Raw genomic sequence first — 20,958 nt, forward strand, 5'->3', positions numbered from 1 at the left:
GGTTGACTATCCAGTTTCCCAGCTGGCTGCAGTGGGCCGCATACATCGCCGGAGCGGATGGCTGGCCAAAGGGCGACGAGGACCGCCTATACGACCTTGGCAAGATTTGGCAAGAAGGCGCCAAGGACGTTCTTGATCTCGTTGATGATCTGAAAGCCGCACGCTCGGCTGCGATGAGCGCCTTGGAGGGCGAGGCCGCTGCCGAGTTCGACAAACAATTCCAAAAGATTTTCGGTGGAGACGCGTCTGCCGAAAAGATCGCTGCGGTGATGAAGGCACTCGGCGAGACCGCCAGAACCACCGGCCGCGACGTCGAACATACCAAATTGATCATCCTCGGGATGCTCGCACTCGCGGTGATCCAGATCGCGTGGCTGCTGGGGTCGTTGTTTGGCGCTGCCCTCGTGGGGGCGGTAGCGACGGCGTTCCGATACGGCATCACGCGTGCCATTCTCCAACTGATCGAGCAGGTCGCAGCTCGGGTAGCAGAACTCATCGCGAAGAACGCGCTCAAAAAGCTGGTCCTCGGCAAGCTCACGTTCACCGCGGTCGCCAAGACCGCCGGCACCTACGCGGCCGTAGGCGCAGGGCTTGGTGGGGGCCTGGAATTCGGTATCCAGGCCTACCAAAACGGATTCGGAAACCGAGATGGCTACGACCTCAAGGAGATCGCACTCGCTGCTGGGACGGGCCTGGTTGGTGGTGCGCTGACGGGAGCGGTGGGCGCACCGCTGAAAGGCATGCTGGGTAAAGGCACCGCGGTGATGGCGACGAGGTTCGGCGCTACGCCGGGCGCAGTGGTCAACCTGGGCGTTAGGGCCGTCGGTGGTTATTCGGCTGCAGCTTTGGGCAACACTGCTGGAGCGCTGTCACCGTGGGCGGCTGCCAAACTGGGAGTACCCGAAAACTGGATGCCTGAAGGTGCTTCACAGCTTCACTTGAGTGCCGCGTCCATATTCGGCGGGGCGACGATGGGCGTGATGGATGTTGGCCCCGGGGTGCATGGCACGGAGGTTTCAGCTGCCAGTGCGCCAGAAGCCGCATCGGGGGGCGCATCCCTTACGCAAGGCTTGTCCAACTCGTCGACCGCGCTACTGCCGGACGTCGGAGGCCACGGGGGCAAGGGATTCGAGGCCCAGGTTGACGTCGGCGGAAACGGGTACACGAGCCGGCATCCAGAAATAGATGTGGCGGGCGGACAGCCCCGTGGAGAACTGAGCAACCTGGGTGGCCAACAACCGGCGGCGCCGCCCGCCGGCGCCGGACCCTCAGTGCCGCCCCAAGGCGCGGCGGCCCCGACTCAGGGAGGGCCGGCGAGTACTGGGCCTGCGCCGCAACAACATTCGGCCGGCCTCACTCAGCAGCCGCCAGCGACCGGCCGGGAAGCAGGTGTCCAAGGCCCGATTCGCCAAGCCGGCCTGCCCGCCGCCCGCGTCATGGAGGGTGCGGTCACGCCCGAAGTGGCCCGCACCGGTGAAAGTGCGACAGGTTCCGAACCCACCGGTGAGCGGGTGGTCGCCAAGAACGACTCCGCCACAACAGATCCGGCCCTCGCCGAGCAACGGACCCAGACTGGCGAACAACTCGACGGCCTCGGCACGAAGCACGAGGGCCCCGACGTCGTTGCGGATGACGCAACTGTCAAGCGGAATCGCGACGTTGAGAGCACATCCGAAGTGGTTCGTGAGCCCGGATCGACGACCCGCCCCGAGCCGGAGGCGAAAGCCGAGATCACCGGCGACCAGACCCCCGTTCCCCGCGGCGGCGACCCGGTACGCCCAGAGGATGTGACGCATCCCGCGGGCCAGGAGCATCCGGCGGGCCAGGAACATCCCGTCGACCGCGACCCGGCCGGCGACGCGGATGCGGCCACCCACACCAGCGATGCCGCCGAGGCCGCGGTATCTCAGTTGGAGCAACACCGCACCGACGCGAGCAACGGCGACGTCCACGAGGTCCGCGCGCACGCTGAGGAGGTTCATCGGACCTGGTCTGAGTTGGAGGACACCACTCAGCAACACGTCGTCGAGCAGGGTACGCAACCGGGCACGCATACCGATCTGGGCTCCCTCGACGGGTTGCCGGCTTGGGCCCGTGATGTGTTCAATCGGCACAATCTGGTCGAGGACATGGTTGCGTGCTATCCGGCGCACGGTCCGATGATCCGCGAATGGGCACGGGCCGTCGATGACTACCGGCGTGATCCCGCCAACGTCGAGCCGCCTCGTATGTCGGATCTCGAGGCCAAGCACAACAAGACTTTCCCGGACACCGTCGGGCCTAAAGGGCTGCGGGAGACGTTGGCCGATATGTTCCGTCCCAAGTTCGAGCGCAACGTCGAGCGGACGTGGGAGCAGGCCTACCGAGTGCCGGAAGAGGGCCGTACGCGCCAGCTGTACGCCTACGACCCACGCGCGCACGGCGGCGACGGACGCCTGTTGATGTCGGTCGGCAACCTCGATACCGCTGACTCGATCATGGTGCGCACCCCCGGAGTGACGAGCACAATGCGCAGCATTGGCGCGAACATCGACGCCGCGGAGAATCACCAAGTCTGGGCAAAGGCCAACGTCCGCGATCTTGAGACTGCGGTGCTGGTGAACCTGGGCTACGACGCGCCGGCGGGGTTGCGACTGCCGTTTGAAGCGGGCACCGCTCGGCTCGCCGCGCTCGGCGGTGACCAGCTGGCCCATGACGTGGCGGGGTTGCACACCATCCGCGACGGCGACGCCGCGATCCATCTGTGGGGTCACTCCTACGGTTCCGTGGTCACCGCGTTCGCCGGCGCGGATGCGCGGGTGGCGCCGTTTGTGGACACCGTGCAGCTCGTCGGTTCCCCGGGCGCCGGGCCGATGGCCCACGCAAGCGATTTCGGGAAGGGCGTTGACGTCTACGTCGCGGCCGCCAGCGGCGATCCGATCACCCGCTTCGGCAGTACAACGCCGGGGACGGGACAGATACTTGGCAAGTTCGGACTGGGCATTGATCCAGCGACGGAGGCCTTTGGCGCCAAACGTTACGCGGCAGAAATTGAGGCGTCCAAACTCAAGGGTGGCTTCCTCGGGATCAAGTCGCATGTGAACTATTCGTCGACCGAACACATCGGCGCGGACGGGCACCCGACGCGGCTGCGTGACGATGCGGATGTCCGGGTGACCGAAGCGCTGGACAATGCGACCCACATCCTCACGGGTAAACCGCATCTGCTCAAACTTGAGTCCGCGTGGCGAGAGCCCGATGGCTTGATGAGCCGGCTGCTGCACCGCGACGACCCGGCGTCCACCCACCCGGCAACACCCGTCGGCGGGCCGCGGGCTCATGAATTTGCCCGCGACACGATTGACGGATTCAACGAGCGACACCCGGACAACCCGATCCGGCAACTGGACGAACCGAATGCCGGGCTGGAATCGTTTGCGAAAGCGTGGAATAGCGAGTTCCGGCCCACGGATCTAGACCACGTTCTCGCCGAGGTCAGCCGGGGCAAGTCCGCGATCCTGACCGTTATGTACGACGCTGAGGCTTTGCCTGAAGGGCATCCCGGCTGGCGCAGCTTCGAGATCGAGCCGGACCCCGCTCACCCGTCGACGCCGCGCGTGTACGAGGGCGACACCCTGGCCGGGTGGCCGCCGCGCCACGAATACCCGGTCTCGCGCATGGAAATGGCAACCTTCGAACCCGATGGGCGCCCGACGCACCCCCTTGATCATGGTGGGCTGCCCGACGACGGTGGAGCACAACCGGTCGCGCGTGGCGGCGATCTCGATGCTGACGGCGGCCGGCCGTCCGTGATCGACGCGGTCATGCCGGTGCTGGACCGCCATGGCGTGACGCTTGGGGAGTTTGTCCGGTGGAACGAGCTGGCGGCCACGGTCGGCCGCGATCATCTGGCCGAACATTTCACTCCCGAACAGCTGCAGGTGATGTTCGAAGTGCGCATGGCTCACCCGCATCCGGATACCGGCACCGTCATGCAGAAGGTTCTTGATGCCAATTCCTTGGCGCCGATCCTGAAGCAGATCGGCGAACCGGGCTCGGAATATCAGGGTGGTGGCCGGTACAAAGCCAACGACATCGGCGGGTGCATGTCCGCAAAGGCTGATGCCGTCGGGCTGAAGACGCCGCCCGAGATATTGCGCGGTCTGCGTCTGGACTATGGGCCGACGTCACCGTTTAACGAATTCACCAGATCCGACCACGTTTACGTTGTCGAGGGGCACCTGGCTGACGGGTCTGAGGTTCGAGTTCCCAATGGCCGGATCGCCGAACAACTCGGTATCGATCACCCGATGGTCCGCGACCTCAGAACGGGCGACCCGCCGCACACCGGCACGGGCTACACCGGTGCGGACAAGGGGCTGAATCCCGAGTACGAGGTCAGAAAGGGCAAGTGGGAGCCCGGCGCGACGGTGTACCGCATCGATGCCGACGGTTCCCGTCATCCGGTGGCTCGGCTGGCGGACGGCGACACATGGGTGTCGGTCAAAGATCCCGCAGACCGGGTGGTCGATGGGTGGCCGAAGCACGAAGGCACCGAGCGGGTATTTCGAACGCCCGAAGAAATGCAGCACGACGCGGGTACCGGCGCTCACCGCCAAACGGACGGGGAGAATGGCGTCCGCAGTAACGAGCCGCCCCCCGTGCCGGTCGAAGGCCCCGCTGCGGTGCGGGCCTTCGGAGACGTGGCATCCGAGACCAATGCGGGTGCGTCGTTCTTCGATCCCGCGGACTCGGCCATGCACACGACCGCTGACGCGGTTCCACGGGTACCGGGAGAGTACGTCGTAGACGTGCACGGGAACCGAGACTGTGTGATCCTCCGCGACGGGGCGGGCAACGAATACCGGCTGTCGGCGCGCGAATTCGCGGAGGTGATTCGCACCCGCACCGATTGGGATGGGCACAGTCCGATTCGGTTGATGTCCTGCGACACCGGCGCGGGGCCGTTCGCCCGGGAACTGTCTCGGGAGTTGGGTGTTGAAGTGACGGCGCCGGATCGCCCGGTCTGGGCCTATGCCGACGGCCGTGAGCCTGTGGTGTCGAGTTTTGATCGTGGACCTGGGCCCAAGTACGAATTGCGGCCGCGGGTACCACCGGACGGGAGCTGGATCCGATTCACGCCCGATGGCCGGGTGGAACCGGTGTTGCCGCGCGGTAACACCGGCGATGCGGCATCGGTTCCCAGGTCGCATCCCGAGGATATCGGCGCCGACGATTCAGCCGTTCATCCTCATGGGCGTGAGGGTATGGATTCGGATGTACCGGCGCTGCTGGGGTTGCCCGATTACTCGCCGCACAGTCTTTCCAACGCGGAGACCCGGACGGTCTATGCCCACGGTGAGTTGCGGATGCAGGGGTTGGACAAGCGTTGGGCGGCCGAAGGCATGTCGGTCGAGGAACGTGCTCATCGGATGTTCGAGACGCGTAATGAGTTGCGGCAGTGGGCTCGGACGTTGATGGCTGATCGGGAAGCCGCCGCGCATCTGAATGCCAACGAGAAGATGATGACCTGGGATCGGTTGGTGGAGAAGACCGAGGCCAAGGGCTTCTCCGGTGACGAGGTGTTCCAGGAGATCATCGACAGTTCGACGCGCAGCCGGCCCGGCGTCAACGCCGACCTGGGTATCGATCCGCACAACCCACCACCCTTGCCGCCGCATCACGGACCCGATGCCGAGGCGAGGGCGCACCCTTCACCACGTGGTGGCGACGACGCGGCATCCGCGCGCGGGCCGCATCCCGACGACGTCAGCGGCGGCGATTCAGCCGTTCATCCCCGTGGGCTCGAGGGCGCCGATCTGCCGACTCGACTGCCAGAAGACCCCGTTTTGCGCGACCAGGTGCTCAACGAGGCGCTGCAGATGCGTAAGGATCGCCTGGCGCACGCGGAAGAGGCCGTTCGGTCACTGGAGCAGAAAGTCGAGGGAGCAAAGGCCGACAAAGAAGCACTTACTACAGAGCGCAAGCAGAAAGAGAGCGAACTCGCCAAGAGGCACAGCGATGCGTTGGAGCACGAGGTATCTGACCTCAAGCGTCGTGAGGCTGAGGCCGAGGCGGAATTGAAGCGCGTGCAAGCGGCGATCAAAGATCCGCTGAAAGACGCCATCAATCGTGTTCATCAAGGGCGGGAACTGGTTAGGGCAGCTGGCGAACTGGAGCATTTGCAGGAGCAGCGGCGCGTCGAAGCCACCCGGGAACCGACCGACGGCACGCAACTTGAGGCGTTGAGGCAGCAACTCGACGAAGCCCGGCCGGTGTCGGAAGACAGGGTTGCCGAGGTCCACCGGTTGATGCGTGACGCCGAGCGCTTCGAGGCTGAGCGTCTGAGCGCGGAAAATGCCGGCGATCACGAGTTGGCCCGCGATCGGGCTGCGGCGCGTGACGCCGCGAAGGATTCGTTGGAGGAGGCGACCAGAAGTCTCAACAAAGCGGACATCGAAACGGTCAAAGCCAGTATCCTTGAGCGCAAGGCGTCCTGGGAGCACCTGCCGCAGCGTGTCCGCGACGAGCGTCTGGCCGAGCAGATCACCGAGGCAGAGCGTCGGATGTCGGACCGCTATAGGGAGTTTGTCGCCGGCGAACGTGCTTGGGACAGGGTGGATCGGGCGCGCACCGAGGGGCGCCCAGAAACACTGGAGCAACTGCGCAGTACGCAGGAAGTTGCGGAGGCGGCGCGACGGCGTGATTTCGAAATCGAGAACCGTTCTCGCTACGAGGATCTGGCCCGCCAGGATCTTGAATCACGGTTGCGTGCCAACCCTGGGGACCCGTGGTTACGCCGTGCGTTGATGTCGCTAGCGGAACGAATCGAGCAGCGCTGGCGAATTTTCGATCTCGAGCACGCGCGGCAATCAATCTCCGATCGCCGCGGGGCGGAGGCCGTGGAGTGGCAGTTCTGGCGTCAGGCGCTTGGGCTGTCCCGCTGCACCGCTGACGAAGTGGTCGAAGCGTTGACGCAGCGTCGCGCCCTCGGGTTGGAGCCATCGCGTCAAGACAATGCACACGTTCGGGTGTCGTTCATGGACATTCGGCGCGATGAGCTGAGTGCGGTCGCCAAACGGCTGGAGGATGCGGGGCGCATCACTGATACGGAACAGTTTATCGCCGAGCAGATCTCGTATGAGATGTCACAGCTGGCGGCGCTGCACGAGCAGGACTACTTCATGGCCGGCGTCGACTTCATCGGCCGTCTGCTGGGCTACCCGGTGCTTGGCGACAGTGCCATCAACTCCTCACTGGGATCGGTGTGGAAGACCAAGGTCGACTTCAACGGGAGTAGGCTTCCGTTGTGGAAGGCCGTCCTTGAGGCCGCCAAGGCCCAGAGTGCAGCCGAGCGGGGCGGGGAACCGCTGGATGTGTGGTTCACCAACCTGCGCTAGTGACCCGCGTGGAATCCCGTTAGCCCACTATGGAGGATCGATTTTCGGTGTTTTCAGTGTTCGCAGGCGGGTCAGTTCGGTAGTGGCCTCGGCGAGGATCGCGTTCTCGGCACGCATATCGCCTCGTAGCTGCCGGGGTGGGTCGAAGCTGTAGATGGTGTTGTGGGTGGTTCGGCCGAGCCGGCCGACGATGCGTTCGAACATGTTCTCCTGGAACGGTTCATCGGTGCCCGGCATGTAGGTTGAGGTCTGGGTGAACATCCGCCGCGGCAACTCCAGGAAAGCTTCCATCTCTCTGTCGAGCCACTCCGTGGTCAAGATCGGTATTGGGGAGCTGAGCAAGATCATCGATACTGCAGGCGCTACCGTGAGTGTCTGGCCCAGGCCGGGTTTGAAGCAGTAGATATCTCCGTAGGCCGTGCGGAAGATGGGGATTTGGGTGCCGGTGTAGGGCTCGGGAATGTCGAGTCCGTCGAGCCAGGTGTTCACGATGGGTTGCCAGGTGTGGGGGTCGCAGATCCATAGCAGGCCGTCGCCGAAGCCGGCGAATCCGATCTCGCGCCACAGGTCGAGCATCGTCTCGGGCAGCAGATCGGCGTACTCCTCGAAATACGAGTCCGCCACGGTGACCGGGGCGATGGGCTCACCCCAGGCGGAGATGAACCGGAGAAATTCCACCCGCACGATAACCACTCCCTACGTTCAAGCCCGATCCCTCGGGTCACCCTCAGACACTACCGTGCCGCGGGGACACATCGGCCGGCGTCGACATCATCGACCGCCTACTTGGTGGCCGTGCGAAGGTAAATGCGAGGTTGCGATATATGTATCGCGCTCTTCAAGTAGGTCCCTGTGTGACGGGTATGCCTGTTTGAGAATAAATGACCGTCGATGTGCTGCGATACTGGTTGCAGAGATATCTTCTAATTAATCCAATGTCACTGGTTCGGGGATGCATGTTCGACTATTGAATGAGCAGTGTGTTTCTCCGGTGGAAGGATGTTAGGATGCCTTTGAAGTTTTGCAGCTGACGCTCGGCCTAAGGGTGGTGTAGTGACTCAGGTGTTGTCGATTTGGCGGCCTGATCCGGGTGCTGCTGACGGGGTGGCGCCGGATGAATCGTTACCGCGATTGTCCGCCGAGACGGCTGCGCGGGTGGCTGATTATCTGGATGCGGGTGCGGTGCTCGCCCGCACGACGATGCGGTTGCCCGATGCCTGGTCGGGTAGCTCTGCCCCGGTGGTGGGGTTGACCAAACGCACCGATGGAGTGTGGCGCTGGGATGACGCCGTGTCCCACTACGTGCGACGGTATGGGCTCAGTCCTGGCGCTGATTTTCTGGCCTATCTGCAGGATCGCGACTATCATGTGCCGCAGGTCAGTGCTGCTGAAGTCAGCGCCGTCATCGACGAGATCGTTGGCGCCCCCGATGCGGCACCGGAGGACCACGCGATCCGGTTGGACGGGTCCCAGCTTCTGGTGTCGGCGTACTACGCGCGGTATCAGGGTCGGGTGTTTCGTTGTGAGTTCGGGGAGTCCACGGTTGATTTGATGGTTGAACCGGGGCAGGCGATTCCCGATGGCTCCAAGGCCAGGCATCAGCCCGAGTCAGGGGATCGGTCGATCGCCGTCAAGCGAGTGCCGAAGACCGAAGTTGAGGCGCTGCACCAGGCAATCACGACGTGCCAGTACAAGGGGGCGCCGTTTTCGATTCGGCGTATCGATGGTCCCCGGTTCGTCGTCAGTATCGGCGGAGGTCGGAGGGTCAAGCCGAGCCAGGAACCGCCGAGCCCTTCCATGCAGGAGTGGACACAGTTTCCCAACGTCGAGGTGCTCGGTCTTGATGATCTGTGGGCGGACCTCGATGTGGTGGAGGCAGCACAGGTGACGATGGCCGTTGTCCCGTATCAGCTAGTCGATGGGCGTTTGCGGCCGGTGCATGACCCGTCGGGGTACGGGGTGGCGGTACCGAAGCCTGATGAGATTTTCTACTTTCCGTCTCCGGGTGCCAGCCCGTTCCTGCCGCGGGCAGAGGCGCTGGTGGCTTTGCGGGCCTACCTGGATCGGCACAACCTGACCACGCCGGGTGCTGAGGTGACGCCGTTGAGATTGCGCGACGGATGGTTGATGAATCCGTCGAGTTCGGTGTCGAAGATCTATTGCGTCGCCGATGACGCTGTTGTGCTCGCGGCCTCTGGTTCCGCACCGGTCAGCCAGATCAGCAGCCACCTGTCGGCGCAGTTCCATCAGCGTCACCCGATCGTGGATCCGCCACCAGCGAACGACAGCGGTACCGAGTACTTCGACTGAGGGTTGTTTTGCTGGTCAGTGCTGCAGTCGCAGCGAGGCGTCGTAACATGTGGCACGGTCGGGGAAACGGGAGGGACCACACGCGCATGGCCAGGTATTCACTCGAACCGGTGACTCGCGAGCAAGCCGTCGCGGCAAAGAATGCAGCGTTCGCAAAGTTCAGGTGGCCGATTTCGTTGATCGCGGTCGGCACTCTCGGCTTGGTCATCGCCGGCTACAACGTGGTAAACGATCCGGGGACAGAGGCCTTTTGGGTGGCCGCGGGTATCTGTCTGGCGGTCGTGGCGGCGGCCATGTTCTGGCTCAAGACGCTCGCCAAGCGGTGGTCGTATCGCATCACTCGTCGCAACACCGGACTTGGCTGGGTGATTGCCATCCCGGCGGCGTTTGGTGCCTTTGTTTTGATCGGTTGGGGTTCGACCGAGGGGCTGCAGGCACTCGGTGTGCAGATCCCGCGGATTGTTGCGATCATCATTTTGATCGTCAGCATTTTCGCTGCGATGGTCGTGGCAGCCGCGTACTGGGGTGCGACCCTGTTGTTCAAAGGCGATGCCGAGGGGTTGATGCCCATGTGCCGTACGCATCACGACGGTTCGTGGGAGACCATCGACGGGGTGGTCGTCACCACGGGCCTCGGCACCGTCGAGATCGGGTTGATCCTTGCGCCCGGAGTGGAGGTGAAGCCGGCGAAGGTGAAACGGGGAGAGGTGCTGACCGACCTACCGGTGCGGGTACTGGTACCGGATACCAGGTTTGACTTGGAAGGGATGAAATGGGCGCTGAATCAGTCCGGTCGCACCGACGTTCCCCTGATCGAGCGCACACCCGAGGGGCACAGACTCCTCGGGTACTCCAACCGTTGGAACGAGTCCACCGGCTCGAGGTGACCTGCCCACCGGACCACACTGCATGGGCTCGCAATGAATGCGTGTGTCATGTCGACTGAAGCGCTGACGCAGCGCGCTCAGGCTGCCTACTGAGGTGGTGGCGGTGATCGCTGAAGCGGCCGTCGCCAGAGACCCGTCGTCGAAAGTCGCCGAGTTCGAGCAGAAGGCTTAACTGGCGGGATAGCATCCCGGAGTGTCTGTGCCAGGCGGTGGCCGGTCCGGCCTCTACCTCGTTGATGGTGACGGGGAGGAGCCTTTCGCGGTCAGAATTTGGGATCACGGTGAGTGTCGGGTTGCGGTGGAAAAGACGACGGTCTACGGCACTTATGGTGGCGGGTACCGCGTACCCATCGACGATGTCCGCCGACAGGTTGCCGATCGCGTGCTCACTCAACAGCAGGTACCTCTCGAAGACGACCGTGCGGCTATTGGGTAGCCGACGTGGATCTTGATGTCGAAGCGGTACGTCGGGCCGCCGACCGGATAGCCACTCTGGGCGACGCCGTCGGGGAAGTGGTGCTGGTCGCGGGCAATGCTTCCGGGCCACTGGGCACCGCAGATTTCTGTAGCAATGTCGCATCCTTGGGCAATGTCGGCGCCAAATACCGGGACGTCTTCGACGAATTTGCGGCGAGCGCGGATGTCCTATCGCCGACCATACAGCGAGCATTGAACAAGATGGAAAAATCTGTCAAGGTGTTTTCTGATGACTTGCACAGTTTTGTCACTAATGTCAAAATTACCGACGAAAGTGCCGCCGAGCAATTGCGCGCAGGCTGGACTGATCGGTGAAACTGACCCGGACCTGGATCGTCAACGGGACTTTCAATACTTTCTATGCTGATCTGAATACGAGTGCCCAGTATCACGCGAAGAAGGGCACGGTGCTGGGTCAGCTCCATTCGAATCTCACCGCGCAAACCGACAATCCCCAGAGCAAGGGGGAGTGGCACGGCCTGGCCCAGGTCGCCGCCCACCAGTGGGCTGATCACCTCGGGAAGTGTTCTGACACGATGTCGGGTCGATTCGATGCGATCTCGTCGGTCCTGACCCAGTTCGCCAACGACGTGGTCGCCTACGGTGGCGCGATCAAGACCGCGATCAATGACATTGAGGAGAAGGATCTGGCGGTGCCATTCGTCGTCACCGAGGCTTTGGTGGTCACCGATCCCAACCGCGCGGTTGCGTTGAAGAACGCTGCTGATCCCGAACAGATGCGCCAGACCCGCGACCGTGATATGCGGAATGCGCAGGCAACGATCAATGACAATAAGACCTACCTCCAAACCGCGGTCACCACGGCGGTCGCGGGTTTGAAGAACGCCGCCGACGGAGCCGATGGAGACGTCCCCGCCAATGATCGGGTCAACCAGCGCGTCAAGCATTCAATTCTGGACGGCAGCGCGGGGTTGCCCAGCGACCCCACCGAGATGCGTTCTGTCTGGGACAGTTTGACCACCGAGGAACGGGACCATCTTTACGATTTGCATCACGACCTCGGTAACCACGGCGGTATCCCCTTTGTCGACAGTGGCGACGGCCGTGGCCGTGACTACTACAACCGGCGACACCTCGGCGAGATTCTTGCCGACCCGAACCTCAGCGATGACACTCGGCACAAGTACCAAGAACTCCAAGCTGCCGCCGACGGGCAGGGGCGTTTGCTCGGTTACGTCGATGAGCACGGTCGAGGAGCCGTGTCGATCAACAATCCGGACACCGCCAAGCGGGTTGCCACGTTGGTACCGGGTACCGGCCAGGACCTCGGGGCTATCAACGGGGCGATGCAGAAGTCGGAGCGGATGTACTGGGCGGCGCGGGACGCCGACCCCGACCTCAAGGCTTCGGATGTCTCGGTCACAACGTGGATGGGCTACACCCCGCCGATGAATATCCCGGAGGCCGCATCGACGAGCTACGCCCACAATGGGGCGGCCGCGCTCGACCAATTCCAGGCGGGGATCCGTGCATCCCACGATGACGTGGTGGCGGGTGGACCGTCCATCAACACGGTCATCGGCCACAGTTACGGTTCAACGCTTGCCGGCGCGGCCGCAACGGACGGCTATCTCGACGCCAACAATTTCGTCGCTGTCGGCAGCCCGGGCGTACTGGCCCAACACGCCAGCGACCTCAGCCTCGCCCCTGGCGCCCATGTGTTCGCCACTCGCGCGCAAAACGACGTGATCACCTGGGCCACGGGTTTGACACTCGGCCCCGACCCGGTAGGCGACGGTTTCGGTGCGACCCAGTTCCAGGCGGCACCGGGTAAGCACGGCAACCTCTTTGGGTGGCAGACTCCCGACTGGATGCACCTGACCTCCGTCGATGCGCACAGCAGCTATTGGGATCAGAACAATCCGGCACTGGACAACCTCGGCAGGATCATCGCAGGAAGGGTTGATGTGACGGGCCCATGACTTCAGCCATCTCTCGTAAGCGAATCGTCGCCGCCCTGCTGGCGTTGGGCGTCGTGTCGTGTTCGGCGCCTGCATCGGGGCCGCTGGGTCCACCGACGCCTTCGGGTGACGCAGATATTGGAGGTAACAAAATGTCCGACATGCCCAGGCCCTCGGCGCCCAAGGTTCCGCAGAGCCAGCAGGAAGCTCAAGATACGGTTTTCGGCTACCTGCAACGCACCGTGGATGCCCTTCCTGCCGGTACGAAACTCGATAGCACGGACTTTCGGGGCGGGGGGAATTTCAATTGTGACGATGAGCCGGCGCAACCGGGGACATCGCCGGTTGCCTATGACTATTGGACGCACGCGATCGTCCCGCCTGGAGTTAGTGCCGATGACCTTGTCGAGGCGGCCGGCAAGGCGTGGCAGAGCTGGGGGATGAGAGTCTTGGAGCGAGACGAGTTCCGGAAGCCGAATCGGTTCGGCTATCCCGCTGACGGATACTCGCTGCAAATCAAGGGCCCGAGCAAGCCGGGGTATCCGCCGACGGTCATCGTGTCCTCGCCGTGTTTCCCGGCCGAGCATGCCCGCGACGGTCTACCCGCCCCCACGATCTTCACTCAGGGACGCTAAAAGCTCTTCATGGACGCGGCGCTCGTCGGCGGATGCTGTCCTGTGCATTGTCAATTCAACGGCCGGGTGCGGAAGTGATGGCCCAGCCACCGACCGGCGTGGGTGCTGGTACCGAGTTCGACCTGTCTCGGGTCCCTATGGGCTTTTGACGGCCAGGCAGCTGTAGTGGATTGCCGACTTCTCATCTGGGGCGCCGGGCAGGTAGACGTAGAGCTCCGAGTAGATGTTGGGTTCGTCGTCGGCGATCACCACGTCCTTGCGATCCTCCGGTAGGTCGTAGTAGACGCCGGGGTCGGAGATGATCCGCGCAGGCTTGCCCCGTAACCCCTTCGCGTCATACGGCAACGCCTGATAACCCGGGGGAATGTCGGTCATACACGGATTCTTGCGCATGGCTCAGGGCATGTGCAATCGACATATGCGCCGTCACCCGGGCCATACCATCTCATCTCGACTCACCGCTGGCCGGTTCACCCCGGCATCTGGTGTGCGGGATGATCGTCGCCATGACACCGCAGACTGATAGTCGCGATGAGATGGCCGCCGATTGTTTGGCGTTTTGGACGCAGGTGCAGTCCGATCTTGGGGCATCGACATCGATGACGGTGGATGCGTTGCTGGAGTTGGCGGCGACGCGGCAGGCTCCCGGGGACCGGGAGCGGGCAATGCTCGGACTGGCCAGTGCAATCGAGAGACTCGCTGAGAGCACGGGTGCCCAGAATCCCGAGGTGTTGCGGCTGGCGTGGCGCCTGTTGCGCTGGCGCATCGCCGCGAAGGATCCTGAGATTGTCGCCGCCCTCCGGATGCTTGCACCGGTGCTGGCAGATGTGCTCGGGGAGGGTGATCCCGAGGTGCTGTCCGCATTTTTGTCGGCTCCGGCTGAATCCTGAGCAGCCTGCTCCGGCTGAGTAGTGAGCAGGTTTACGGGGTTGAGTTTGCCTGACGATCGGCTTCCACGGAGGGCAGTGTGTCGATCGCGGTGTGTTTGATGCGGTAGCTGGAGCCTTTGAGCGCGATGACGTCGGCGTGGTGGACGATCCGGTCGATCATCGCCGAGGCGATGGTGGCTTCGCCGAAGACTTGACCCCAGCGGGAGAACGGCAGGTTGGAGGTCAAGATGATCGAGGATTTCTCATACCGGGTGGAGACCAGCTGGAAGAACAGGTTGGCCGCTTCGGTGTCGAACGGGATGTAGCCGACTTCGTCGATCACGATGAGCCCGAAGCGGAAGATCTTGCGCAGTTCGGCGTCGAGGCGGTTGGTGCGGTGGGCTTCGGCCAAGCGGGTGATCCAGCCGGTGGCTGGCGCGAACGCGACGCGGTGTCCGGCATGGGCCGCGGCGATCGCCAATGCGGTGGCCAGATGCGTTTTCCCGGTTCCTGGTGGGCCGAGCAGGACGACGTTGCGGGCTTCGGCCAGCCAGCCACCGGCTTCCAAGCGTGCGATCTGCGCGCGATCGACGCCGGGTTGGGCGGTGAAGTCGAAGTCGGTGATGGTCTTGATCGCCGAGAAGCCGGCGTATCGGATGCGTTGGTGGGCGCCGGATTGGGCGCGGGCATTGGACTCCACCGCGAGCACAGCGCCGAGGTAGTCCTCCAATGTCCAGCCGGCTTCACGGCCCTGTTCAGCGAGCCGGTGGTAGTGCTCGGCGATGCGCGGGGCCTTGAGTAGGCGGGATTGGTAGGCGATGAGCTTGTCGGCCTCACCGGGTGCCGACGGGGAACGCTTGGCGGGCATCAGGCGACCTCCCCGGTCCCGAACCGCGCGTCATAGGCGTTCAGATCGGCGACCTCGACCTCGACCTCGACGCTCAGATGCGCCCCGACGGCCGGGCGTGTGCGGAACTGCTCCCGCAACCCGGCCGCGGCCGCCAGATGGATCGGGTCGGTGACCAGCCCGGCGCTGCCCCAGAGCCGTTGGTGGTCAGCGACTAGTCGGTCACCGCAGACGGCGGTGACCCGGTCCAGGCTCGTGATCACGGTGATCATCCGTCCGATCACCTCCGGGTGCACCGAGTAGGCGTTGCCGCCGGAGCTGACGTAGTAGTCACGGCCCAACCGTGTCGTGATCACCGTGCCGGTCATCGGAGCCACCGGCGGCAACGCGGTCATCGCCGCGCGATCGGTCGCTAGCGCCTCTGCCGGGATCAGGCCGGTGCCGGCGTGGGTGCGACGGTTGGCGATCCCGGCCAGCCACGCCCACAACTGAGCGTTGAAGTCCTGCGGCGAGGTGAACGTGCGACCAGGCAGAAACGAGGTCTGCAGGTAACCGTTGGCCCGCTCCACCAGCCCTTTGGACTCAGGGTCATAGGGTCGGGTCTGGATCAATCGGGTGGCCAGCACGCCGCAGAACCCAGCCACTCCGTCAGCCAGCCGACCGCGTTGGACGATACCGGACTCGTTGTCCCACAACAGTGTTCGAGGAACCGCGCCAATGTCCTGGATCAGCTGCCACATCCCGGCCAGCAGATCCCCACTCACCCGCGACGGGATCATCATCGCGGCGATGAACCGCGAATAGGCGGCCACCATCACCAACACCGGGAACGACCGCAACACCCCGCAGTGACCAGGGGTCACCGCACCGGGGAACCACAGGTCGCACTGCACCTGCTCACCGGGCAGATGCGCCAGACGGTCACACGGATCCGCCGGGGCGTACTCCGGGCGGATCCTGGCGACGTTCTCAGCGAACCAGGAATGCCCACCCGCCCAGCCCACCCGCTGCGCCAGGACCGTGGCCGGCATCGTCGGGAACTCACTGAGCAACGCCCGCACCGCCAACTCGACCTGCGCCCACCCCGACGTCGTCGACGGCGCGCGTTCATAACGCGGCGGCGAATCGGTGCTGATCGCCTTGGCCACGGTGTTCCGCGACAGCGACAACCTCCGCGCAATCGCAGCCTGCGACAGCTTCTCCGACCGATGCAGCCGACGAATCTCCGCCCAATCCTCCACAGTGATCACTCTCCAAACATTGAAGGGTGCTCACTTTTCAACCGGAACTACCTGCTCACTTTTCGACCGAAGCCGACAATTTTATGAGCTGGCGGTGGCAGAGGACCGGGTGGATACCCCCGCGAACCGGATGCTGCGGTGGGTGCAACTGTGCGCGGCCTGCCGGCGCGGGCTGGGCTACTGGCACGCGATGACGATGTCGGCGTCTCACGGCGTGGCGCAAGCGCGTTACGAACTCGGTGACCTGTTCGGCGCGGCCAACGAGGCGCTCACCGTCTGTAACCACCGCACGACTGCTCTCGGCGAGCGTCATATCGACACCCTCACCAGTCGGCTGTGCGCGGTCATGTGGCAGGCCGAGGCGGCGGGCCTGCAGGCGCACACGCTGGAAAATCTGGACTTTCTCATCGGTGCCCTGGACTCCGTGGTCGGTCCAGACCATCCGAGTACGTTGGTGGCTCGGTTTGCGCGCGTGGCGTGGGCGCCGGGCGATGACATCGGAGACATCGACCTTCTCTCCGAGTGGGAGGTCCTGCCCGAGGATTTGGCGCTTGTTCGCGGACCCGATGACCCATTGACGCTGACCGCCGAAGAGCAGCGCGAAGTGGCTCGTGGCAAGTGGCGCAACAATGTCGCGGAAATCCGCCAGATCGCCTACGACCTCTACATCGACATGGAATCCGAAGACGACGACTATGAGGAAGAAGATGAGGACGAGGGCGGCGTCTGGACGCCGGGCAACCTCGATGAGGACACCCTGGAGATGGTTGCCGACAACGCCGACGAACAGGCGTCCTTAGTGAACGACCGGTTCAGAACCGTCGTCGCCGTCAAGAGGGCGTATTTGCGATCTGCCCGCTCCTCCGGAGCCGAGAGCCTGGAGGCTCTGCAGTGGCGCTACTACCTGGCATGGCTGCTGTATGGCGGGCAAGAGTGGGAATCAGCAGCCCGGCGTGCAACGGCCCTGGCCAACGACTGCGGACGTCTGTTGGAGGATGGACATCCGCTGGCTGCGTCATGTCGCGAACTGGCGCAGTACGCCGAATCCCACAGTCGCGATCCACTACCGGCCTACTGGCAGGGCGACCCGGGCGAAGACTGACAGCGTGCCTCGCTAGCCCTGCACGTGGCTATGGACGGGGTGCAGGGGATTGGTCGTGCAGTAGAAAATCTGCAGGTCACCGCCACGGCCAAGGATGAGACCAGTGGTGTCGTCGAGACCGAGGTCGCTGATGTCGGGAGGATCCCAGTGGCCGACCCCGTCGTCGCGTTCATAGGTGCCGAAGGCAATAAGCAGGTCGAGCTGGCGCCCGCAGGCCACGCATGGCATCGGGTAGGGGTCGAACGAGTGCCAGCGCGGCCAACCACCGGCCTTGGTACCGGGCGCCACGGACAGATCAGACAAATAGGCCACGCCGTCGTCGCCGCAGTTCCAGCCCTGGTCCTCGGCAACGTCAATCCGATTCCAGAGCTCCTGCGGTAGGTCGATCGGATACTCGTCGACCTGCTCGGGGTGCAGCGCACAAGGCGCTGCGACCAGTTCGTCCTCGGCGTCGAAGGGGAGCGGGTGGTCTGTGGCGGCTCCAAGCAGGGTGGTCGAATCGCGCCACTTGACAAGCACCGCGGGGGAGTATGCATCCTCCTCGCCGGGCAGCTGCGCATGCGTCACCGGACACCAAAGGACTTGCAGCAGATCGGCTCTCGGTGGATACGTGAGATTGGGCGCGTCTCGCGCGAACAGCTGCAGCACCGGTACCAGCGGGTTGGGATGCGTGTGTGGACGCGCCTCGTCGGGTTGTGCCGCTGAATCGTCGAGATCCCAGTAGAACCAGGGGTTCTCGCACGTGGGCCATGACTCACTTGCGGGCCACAGCATCGGGCCGCCGATGGAACTCGTCCACGGGCCGGGCGCGCCGCGTCGAGGGTGCAGCCGAGTCGTCACCCTCCGATAGTCCGCCAGCTGGGGCACCCATTGAGTCACATCGACGGGGCGAGGAGGCGTCACCGGATTATTTGTCACGTGGACAATGGTCCATCATGCCCGACCATTGCGTGTTGAAGTTTTCGTGCGCTCTCGCCACCGTCCGGGCGGGTAGCCTTGCGACGGCACGGGTGCCAGCATCCAACACATCCATCTACCGGGGGCAACGACCTACATGGAATCCGACTTCAGCGACGACCAGGATGGCTCGACCGGGGACCGCTTCGAGACTGTGCGTCGACTGGCGATCGAGGTCCTGGCCCAGCGTGGGATCACCGTCGCGCCGGGGGACAATGACGCTCGCGGCGATGATCACCTGGTCGATCGGGACGGGTACGAGTATTGGCTCTACAACGTGCAGAAAAAATGCGCACTGCTGCAACCGCATGAGTGGGCGCACGCGGTGCACGAGCACTTCGACCATATTCTTCAGGGGCGCAACGCTGCGCCGGTGACGATGTTGAGCGATAACGATCTTCAGCGTCAGATCCGGACCCGGCTCAATCCGCCGATTCCGCCGGAAAAGATGACTTCCACCTACGCCCGCCCGGCGTTCGACGGTCTGGTGGTTGAGCTCAACCGCGACCTGCCGACCTCGGTGCAGACGATCGTCGACCAACAGCTCGACGGGCACGACGTCGACCTGCTGTTCCAGATCGGACAACGCAACACCGACGCCGAACCGATGGACATCGAACGGATGGATCACGGCGTGGTGGTTCTGATGGGGGACTCGTTCTTCATCGCGTCCAAGGTGCTCAACATGCCCGCACTCATCGACACGGTCTTCGGTGGCTCTGCGCCGTTGGGGGTCATCTTCTCGGTCCCGCAACGCAGCCTGGTCCTGCTGCACGCAGTCGGCCCACAGGTGATGGAGGCCCTGCAATGGATCGTGCCCGTCACCATCGGGCAGGCCAGCGAAGCCGCCGGGCCGATCAGCCCCGATACCTACTACTGGCACAACGGACGAGTCCAGCGCATCACCCAGCGCAATGTCGACGGCGATGCCACCGGCATACTCATCGAGGGCCCCTTTGCCGACGCGATCGACCGGGTGGCCGCCCAAGCTCAGGGGTAGCCGTACGGCCGACCAGGAGGCAGAAAGCCTCGATCTGCCCCGTTCAGGACTGAGGGAGACCGGCAATCCGCCAGCGGTAACGTTACCCAGCGCCATCGGCCCCGCCTGTATACAATGAGATACATGCCGGCGCGAAATCCCCAGGTAGCGGAACGCACCCAGGCGTGGTTATCCGAGCTCGGCGGTCAGCTCCGCGACCGTCGGCGAGCGCTCGGCCTCAGCGCTGCAACCACCGCTGAGTCGGCGGGAATGTCACGGGTTACCCTGCATCGCATCGAGGCGGGATCCGCGGCGGTGACCATCGGCGCCTACCTGAACGCGGCCGTCGCCCTGGGGCTGCGGTTGACACTTGAAGACGGCCTGACGAACCGGGTGCACGCGGGCCCGCAAACGCCGGATGAGCAACCACCGCCGGAGACCGTCCGGGTTGGGGATTTTCCGCAGCTTCGGGCGATCGCATGGCAGCTGCGCGCCGAGACTACGTTGTCCGGCGTGGAAGCGCTGCAGCTGTATGAACGGAACTGGCGGCACGTCGACCAGAGCGCCATGGCCGACGCGGAACGCGCGCTCGTTCGCCAGCTCGCCCACGCCTACAGCAGGGGAACGCTCCTTGTTTAAGCGGGCGCACCACCTACAGATCGCCGTTGTCCTCGATGCTCTCGATTCGGACTTGCTGGCGGAGTCGAGCTGCTACTTCGGCGGTGGTACCGCGATCGCACTGCGCTACGGCGAGTACCGGGAATCTGTCGATATCGACTTCCTCGTCTCCGACAAGTCCGGGTACGGCCAGTTGCGCGAGTTGGTTCGTCGGCCGAAAGGGTTCAATGCGCTTACCAGAAAGCCGATTTCAGCAATTCGGCCCGTGGTTGCGGACCGGTACGGCATCAGAACTCTGCTAGATGTGGAGGGTGCGCCGATCAGATTTGAGATCGTCGCGGAAGGCCGGATTGAGCTCGAGCCGCCGAGCCCTGGCGACAACATCTGTGGCGTTGCGACTTTGACCAACCTTGACATGGCGACCACCAAGCTGCTCGCCAACTCTGACCGGTGGGCTGATCAATCGGTGTTCAGCCGGGACATCATCGACCTCGCCATGATGGCCCCTGACTCAACCGTGATGACACGGGCCATTGGCAAAGCGGAAACCGCCTATCGGTCGGCGGTCGTCGGCGACCTGCGCAACGCCATCGAATACTTGCGGGATAACCCACATCGCTTGGACGACTGCATTCGTGAGCTGCACATGTCCGGCATCTCCAAGGCGGAGCTGTGGAATCGCATCAAACGGCTCAACCCGTAGCCGTTGCTAGCAGCTTCCGGACACGTTGGAGG

Annotated in this window: 16 protein-coding genes; 11 read left to right on the plus strand and 5 right to left on the minus strand. The window is 63.9% G+C overall.

What is annotated here, in order from left to right:
• Window positions 1-2 precede the first annotated feature (2 nt).
• A complete protein-coding gene (locus G6N16_RS12945) occupies window positions 3-7,379 on the plus strand; it encodes a DUF8616 domain-containing protein (RefSeq protein ID WP_083031361.1) in 7,377 nt (2,458 codons plus the stop codon).
• A gap of 27 nt (window positions 7,380-7,406) precedes the next feature.
• Here the strand turns inward: G6N16_RS12945 and G6N16_RS12950 are convergent, their stop codons facing one another.
• On the minus strand, window positions 7,407-8,057 hold the full coding sequence (locus tag G6N16_RS12950) for a GAD-like domain-containing protein (RefSeq protein WP_163787875.1): 651 nt from the start codon (window positions 8,055-8,057) through the stop codon (window positions 7,407-7,409).
• Between the two features lie 375 nt (window positions 8,058-8,432).
• Between G6N16_RS12950 and G6N16_RS12955 the strand changes: the two genes are divergently transcribed.
• From G6N16_RS12955 to G6N16_RS12975, 5 genes are all read left to right on the plus strand, one after another.
• Complete coding sequence (locus G6N16_RS12955) at window positions 8,433-9,689, plus strand: hypothetical protein (RefSeq protein ID WP_083031358.1); 1,257 nt, start codon at window positions 8,433-8,435, stop codon at window positions 9,687-9,689.
• Window positions 9,690-9,799: 110 nt separating this feature from the next.
• On the plus strand, window positions 9,800-10,576 hold the full coding sequence (locus G6N16_RS12960; protein ID WP_234805870.1) for a hypothetical protein: 777 nt from the start codon (window positions 9,800-9,802) through the stop codon (window positions 10,574-10,576).
• Window positions 10,577-11,017: 441 nt separating this feature from the next.
• On the plus strand, window positions 11,018-11,368 hold the full coding sequence (locus G6N16_RS12965; protein ID WP_133052938.1) for a hypothetical protein: 351 nt from the start codon (window positions 11,018-11,020) through the stop codon (window positions 11,366-11,368).
• Window positions 11,365-12,996 (plus strand): alpha/beta hydrolase, encoded by a 1,632-nt coding sequence (locus tag G6N16_RS12970; protein WP_234805869.1) that lies wholly within the window; start codon window positions 11,365-11,367, stop codon window positions 12,994-12,996. Before G6N16_RS12965 ends, G6N16_RS12970 begins: the two co-directional genes overlap by 4 nt.
• 131 nt (window positions 12,997-13,127) lie before the next feature.
• Complete coding sequence (locus tag G6N16_RS12975) at window positions 13,128-13,610, plus strand: hypothetical protein (RefSeq protein ID WP_083031357.1); 483 nt, start codon at window positions 13,128-13,130, stop codon at window positions 13,608-13,610.
• Window positions 13,611-13,745: 135 nt separating this feature from the next.
• On the opposite strand, the gene G6N16_RS12980 is transcribed toward G6N16_RS12975, so the two are convergent.
• Window positions 13,746-13,985: a DUF7161 family protein gene (locus G6N16_RS12980; RefSeq protein ID WP_083031387.1), complete on the minus strand. Its 240-nt coding sequence runs from the start codon at window positions 13,983-13,985 to the stop codon at window positions 13,746-13,748.
• Window positions 13,986-14,104: 119 nt separating this feature from the next.
• Between G6N16_RS12980 and G6N16_RS12985 the strand changes: the two genes are divergently transcribed.
• Window positions 14,105-14,500, plus strand: a complete 396-nt coding sequence (locus G6N16_RS12985; protein ID WP_083031356.1) for a hypothetical protein — start codon at window positions 14,105-14,107, stop codon at window positions 14,498-14,500.
• Between the two features lie 31 nt (window positions 14,501-14,531).
• On the opposite strand, the gene istB is transcribed toward G6N16_RS12985, so the two are convergent.
• On the minus strand, window positions 14,532-15,347 hold the full coding sequence (gene istB, locus G6N16_RS12990; RefSeq protein ID WP_163787876.1) for an IS21-like element helper ATPase IstB: 816 nt from the start codon (window positions 15,345-15,347) through the stop codon (window positions 14,532-14,534).
• Window positions 15,347-16,567, minus strand: coding sequence for an IS21 family transposase (gene istA / locus G6N16_RS12995; RefSeq protein ID WP_163787973.1), 1,221 nt, complete (start codon window positions 16,565-16,567; stop codon window positions 15,347-15,349). The genes istB and istA overlap by 1 nt, the downstream gene beginning before the upstream one ends.
• Here istA and G6N16_RS13000 point away from each other — a divergent pair.
• Window positions 16,455-17,669, plus strand: coding sequence for a hypothetical protein (locus tag G6N16_RS13000; RefSeq protein WP_163787702.1), 1,215 nt, complete (start codon window positions 16,455-16,457; stop codon window positions 17,667-17,669). The two genes, istA and G6N16_RS13000, sit on opposite strands and share 113 nt — an antisense overlap.
• A gap of 12 nt (window positions 17,670-17,681) precedes the next feature.
• Here G6N16_RS13000 and G6N16_RS13005 read toward each other — a convergent pair whose 3' ends face one another.
• Window positions 17,682-18,509, minus strand: coding sequence for a hypothetical protein (locus G6N16_RS13005; RefSeq protein WP_234805849.1), 828 nt, complete (start codon window positions 18,507-18,509; stop codon window positions 17,682-17,684).
• Between the two features lie 214 nt (window positions 18,510-18,723).
• On the opposite strand from G6N16_RS13005, the gene G6N16_RS13010 reads away from it, so the two are divergent.
• The 3 genes from G6N16_RS13010 (at window position 18,724) to G6N16_RS13020 (ending at window position 20,926) form a co-directional block, all read left to right on the plus strand.
• Window positions 18,724-19,626, plus strand: a complete 903-nt coding sequence (locus G6N16_RS13010; protein ID WP_083030994.1) for a hypothetical protein — start codon at window positions 18,724-18,726, stop codon at window positions 19,624-19,626.
• Window positions 19,627-19,749: 123 nt separating this feature from the next.
• Complete coding sequence (locus G6N16_RS13015) at window positions 19,750-20,244, plus strand: helix-turn-helix domain-containing protein (protein WP_083031009.1); 495 nt, start codon at window positions 19,750-19,752, stop codon at window positions 20,242-20,244.
• Window positions 20,237-20,926: a nucleotidyl transferase AbiEii/AbiGii toxin family protein gene (locus G6N16_RS13020; RefSeq protein ID WP_083030992.1), complete on the plus strand. Its 690-nt coding sequence runs from the start codon at window positions 20,237-20,239 to the stop codon at window positions 20,924-20,926. Before G6N16_RS13015 ends, G6N16_RS13020 begins: the two co-directional genes overlap by 8 nt.
• The last annotated feature ends 32 nt before the right edge of the window (window positions 20,927-20,958 follow it).

The sequence above is a fragment of the Mycolicibacterium insubricum genome (genome assembly GCF_010731615.1).
Classification (GTDB): domain Bacteria; phylum Actinomycetota; class Actinomycetes; order Mycobacteriales; family Mycobacteriaceae; genus Mycobacterium; species Mycobacterium insubricum.

Coding starts and splice junctions, on each gene's coding strand:
- G6N16_RS12975 (WP_083031357.1), top strand. CDS start 13,128: ATGTCCGACATGCCCAGGCCCTCGGCGCCCAAGGTTCCGCAGAGCCAG.
- G6N16_RS12980 (WP_083031387.1), bottom strand. CDS start 13,985: ATGACCGACATTCCCCCGGGTTATCAGGCGTTGCCGTATGACGCGAAG.
- G6N16_RS12985 (WP_083031356.1), top strand. CDS start 14,105: ATGATCGTCGCCATGACACCGCAGACTGATAGTCGCGATGAGATGGCC.
- istB (WP_163787876.1), bottom strand. CDS start 15,347: ATGCCCGCCAAGCGTTCCCCGTCGGCACCCGGTGAGGCCGACAAGCTC.
- G6N16_RS13010 (WP_083030994.1), top strand. CDS start 18,724: ATGGAATCCGACTTCAGCGACGACCAGGATGGCTCGACCGGGGACCGC.
- G6N16_RS13015 (WP_083031009.1), top strand. CDS start 19,750: ATGCCGGCGCGAAATCCCCAGGTAGCGGAACGCACCCAGGCGTGGTTA.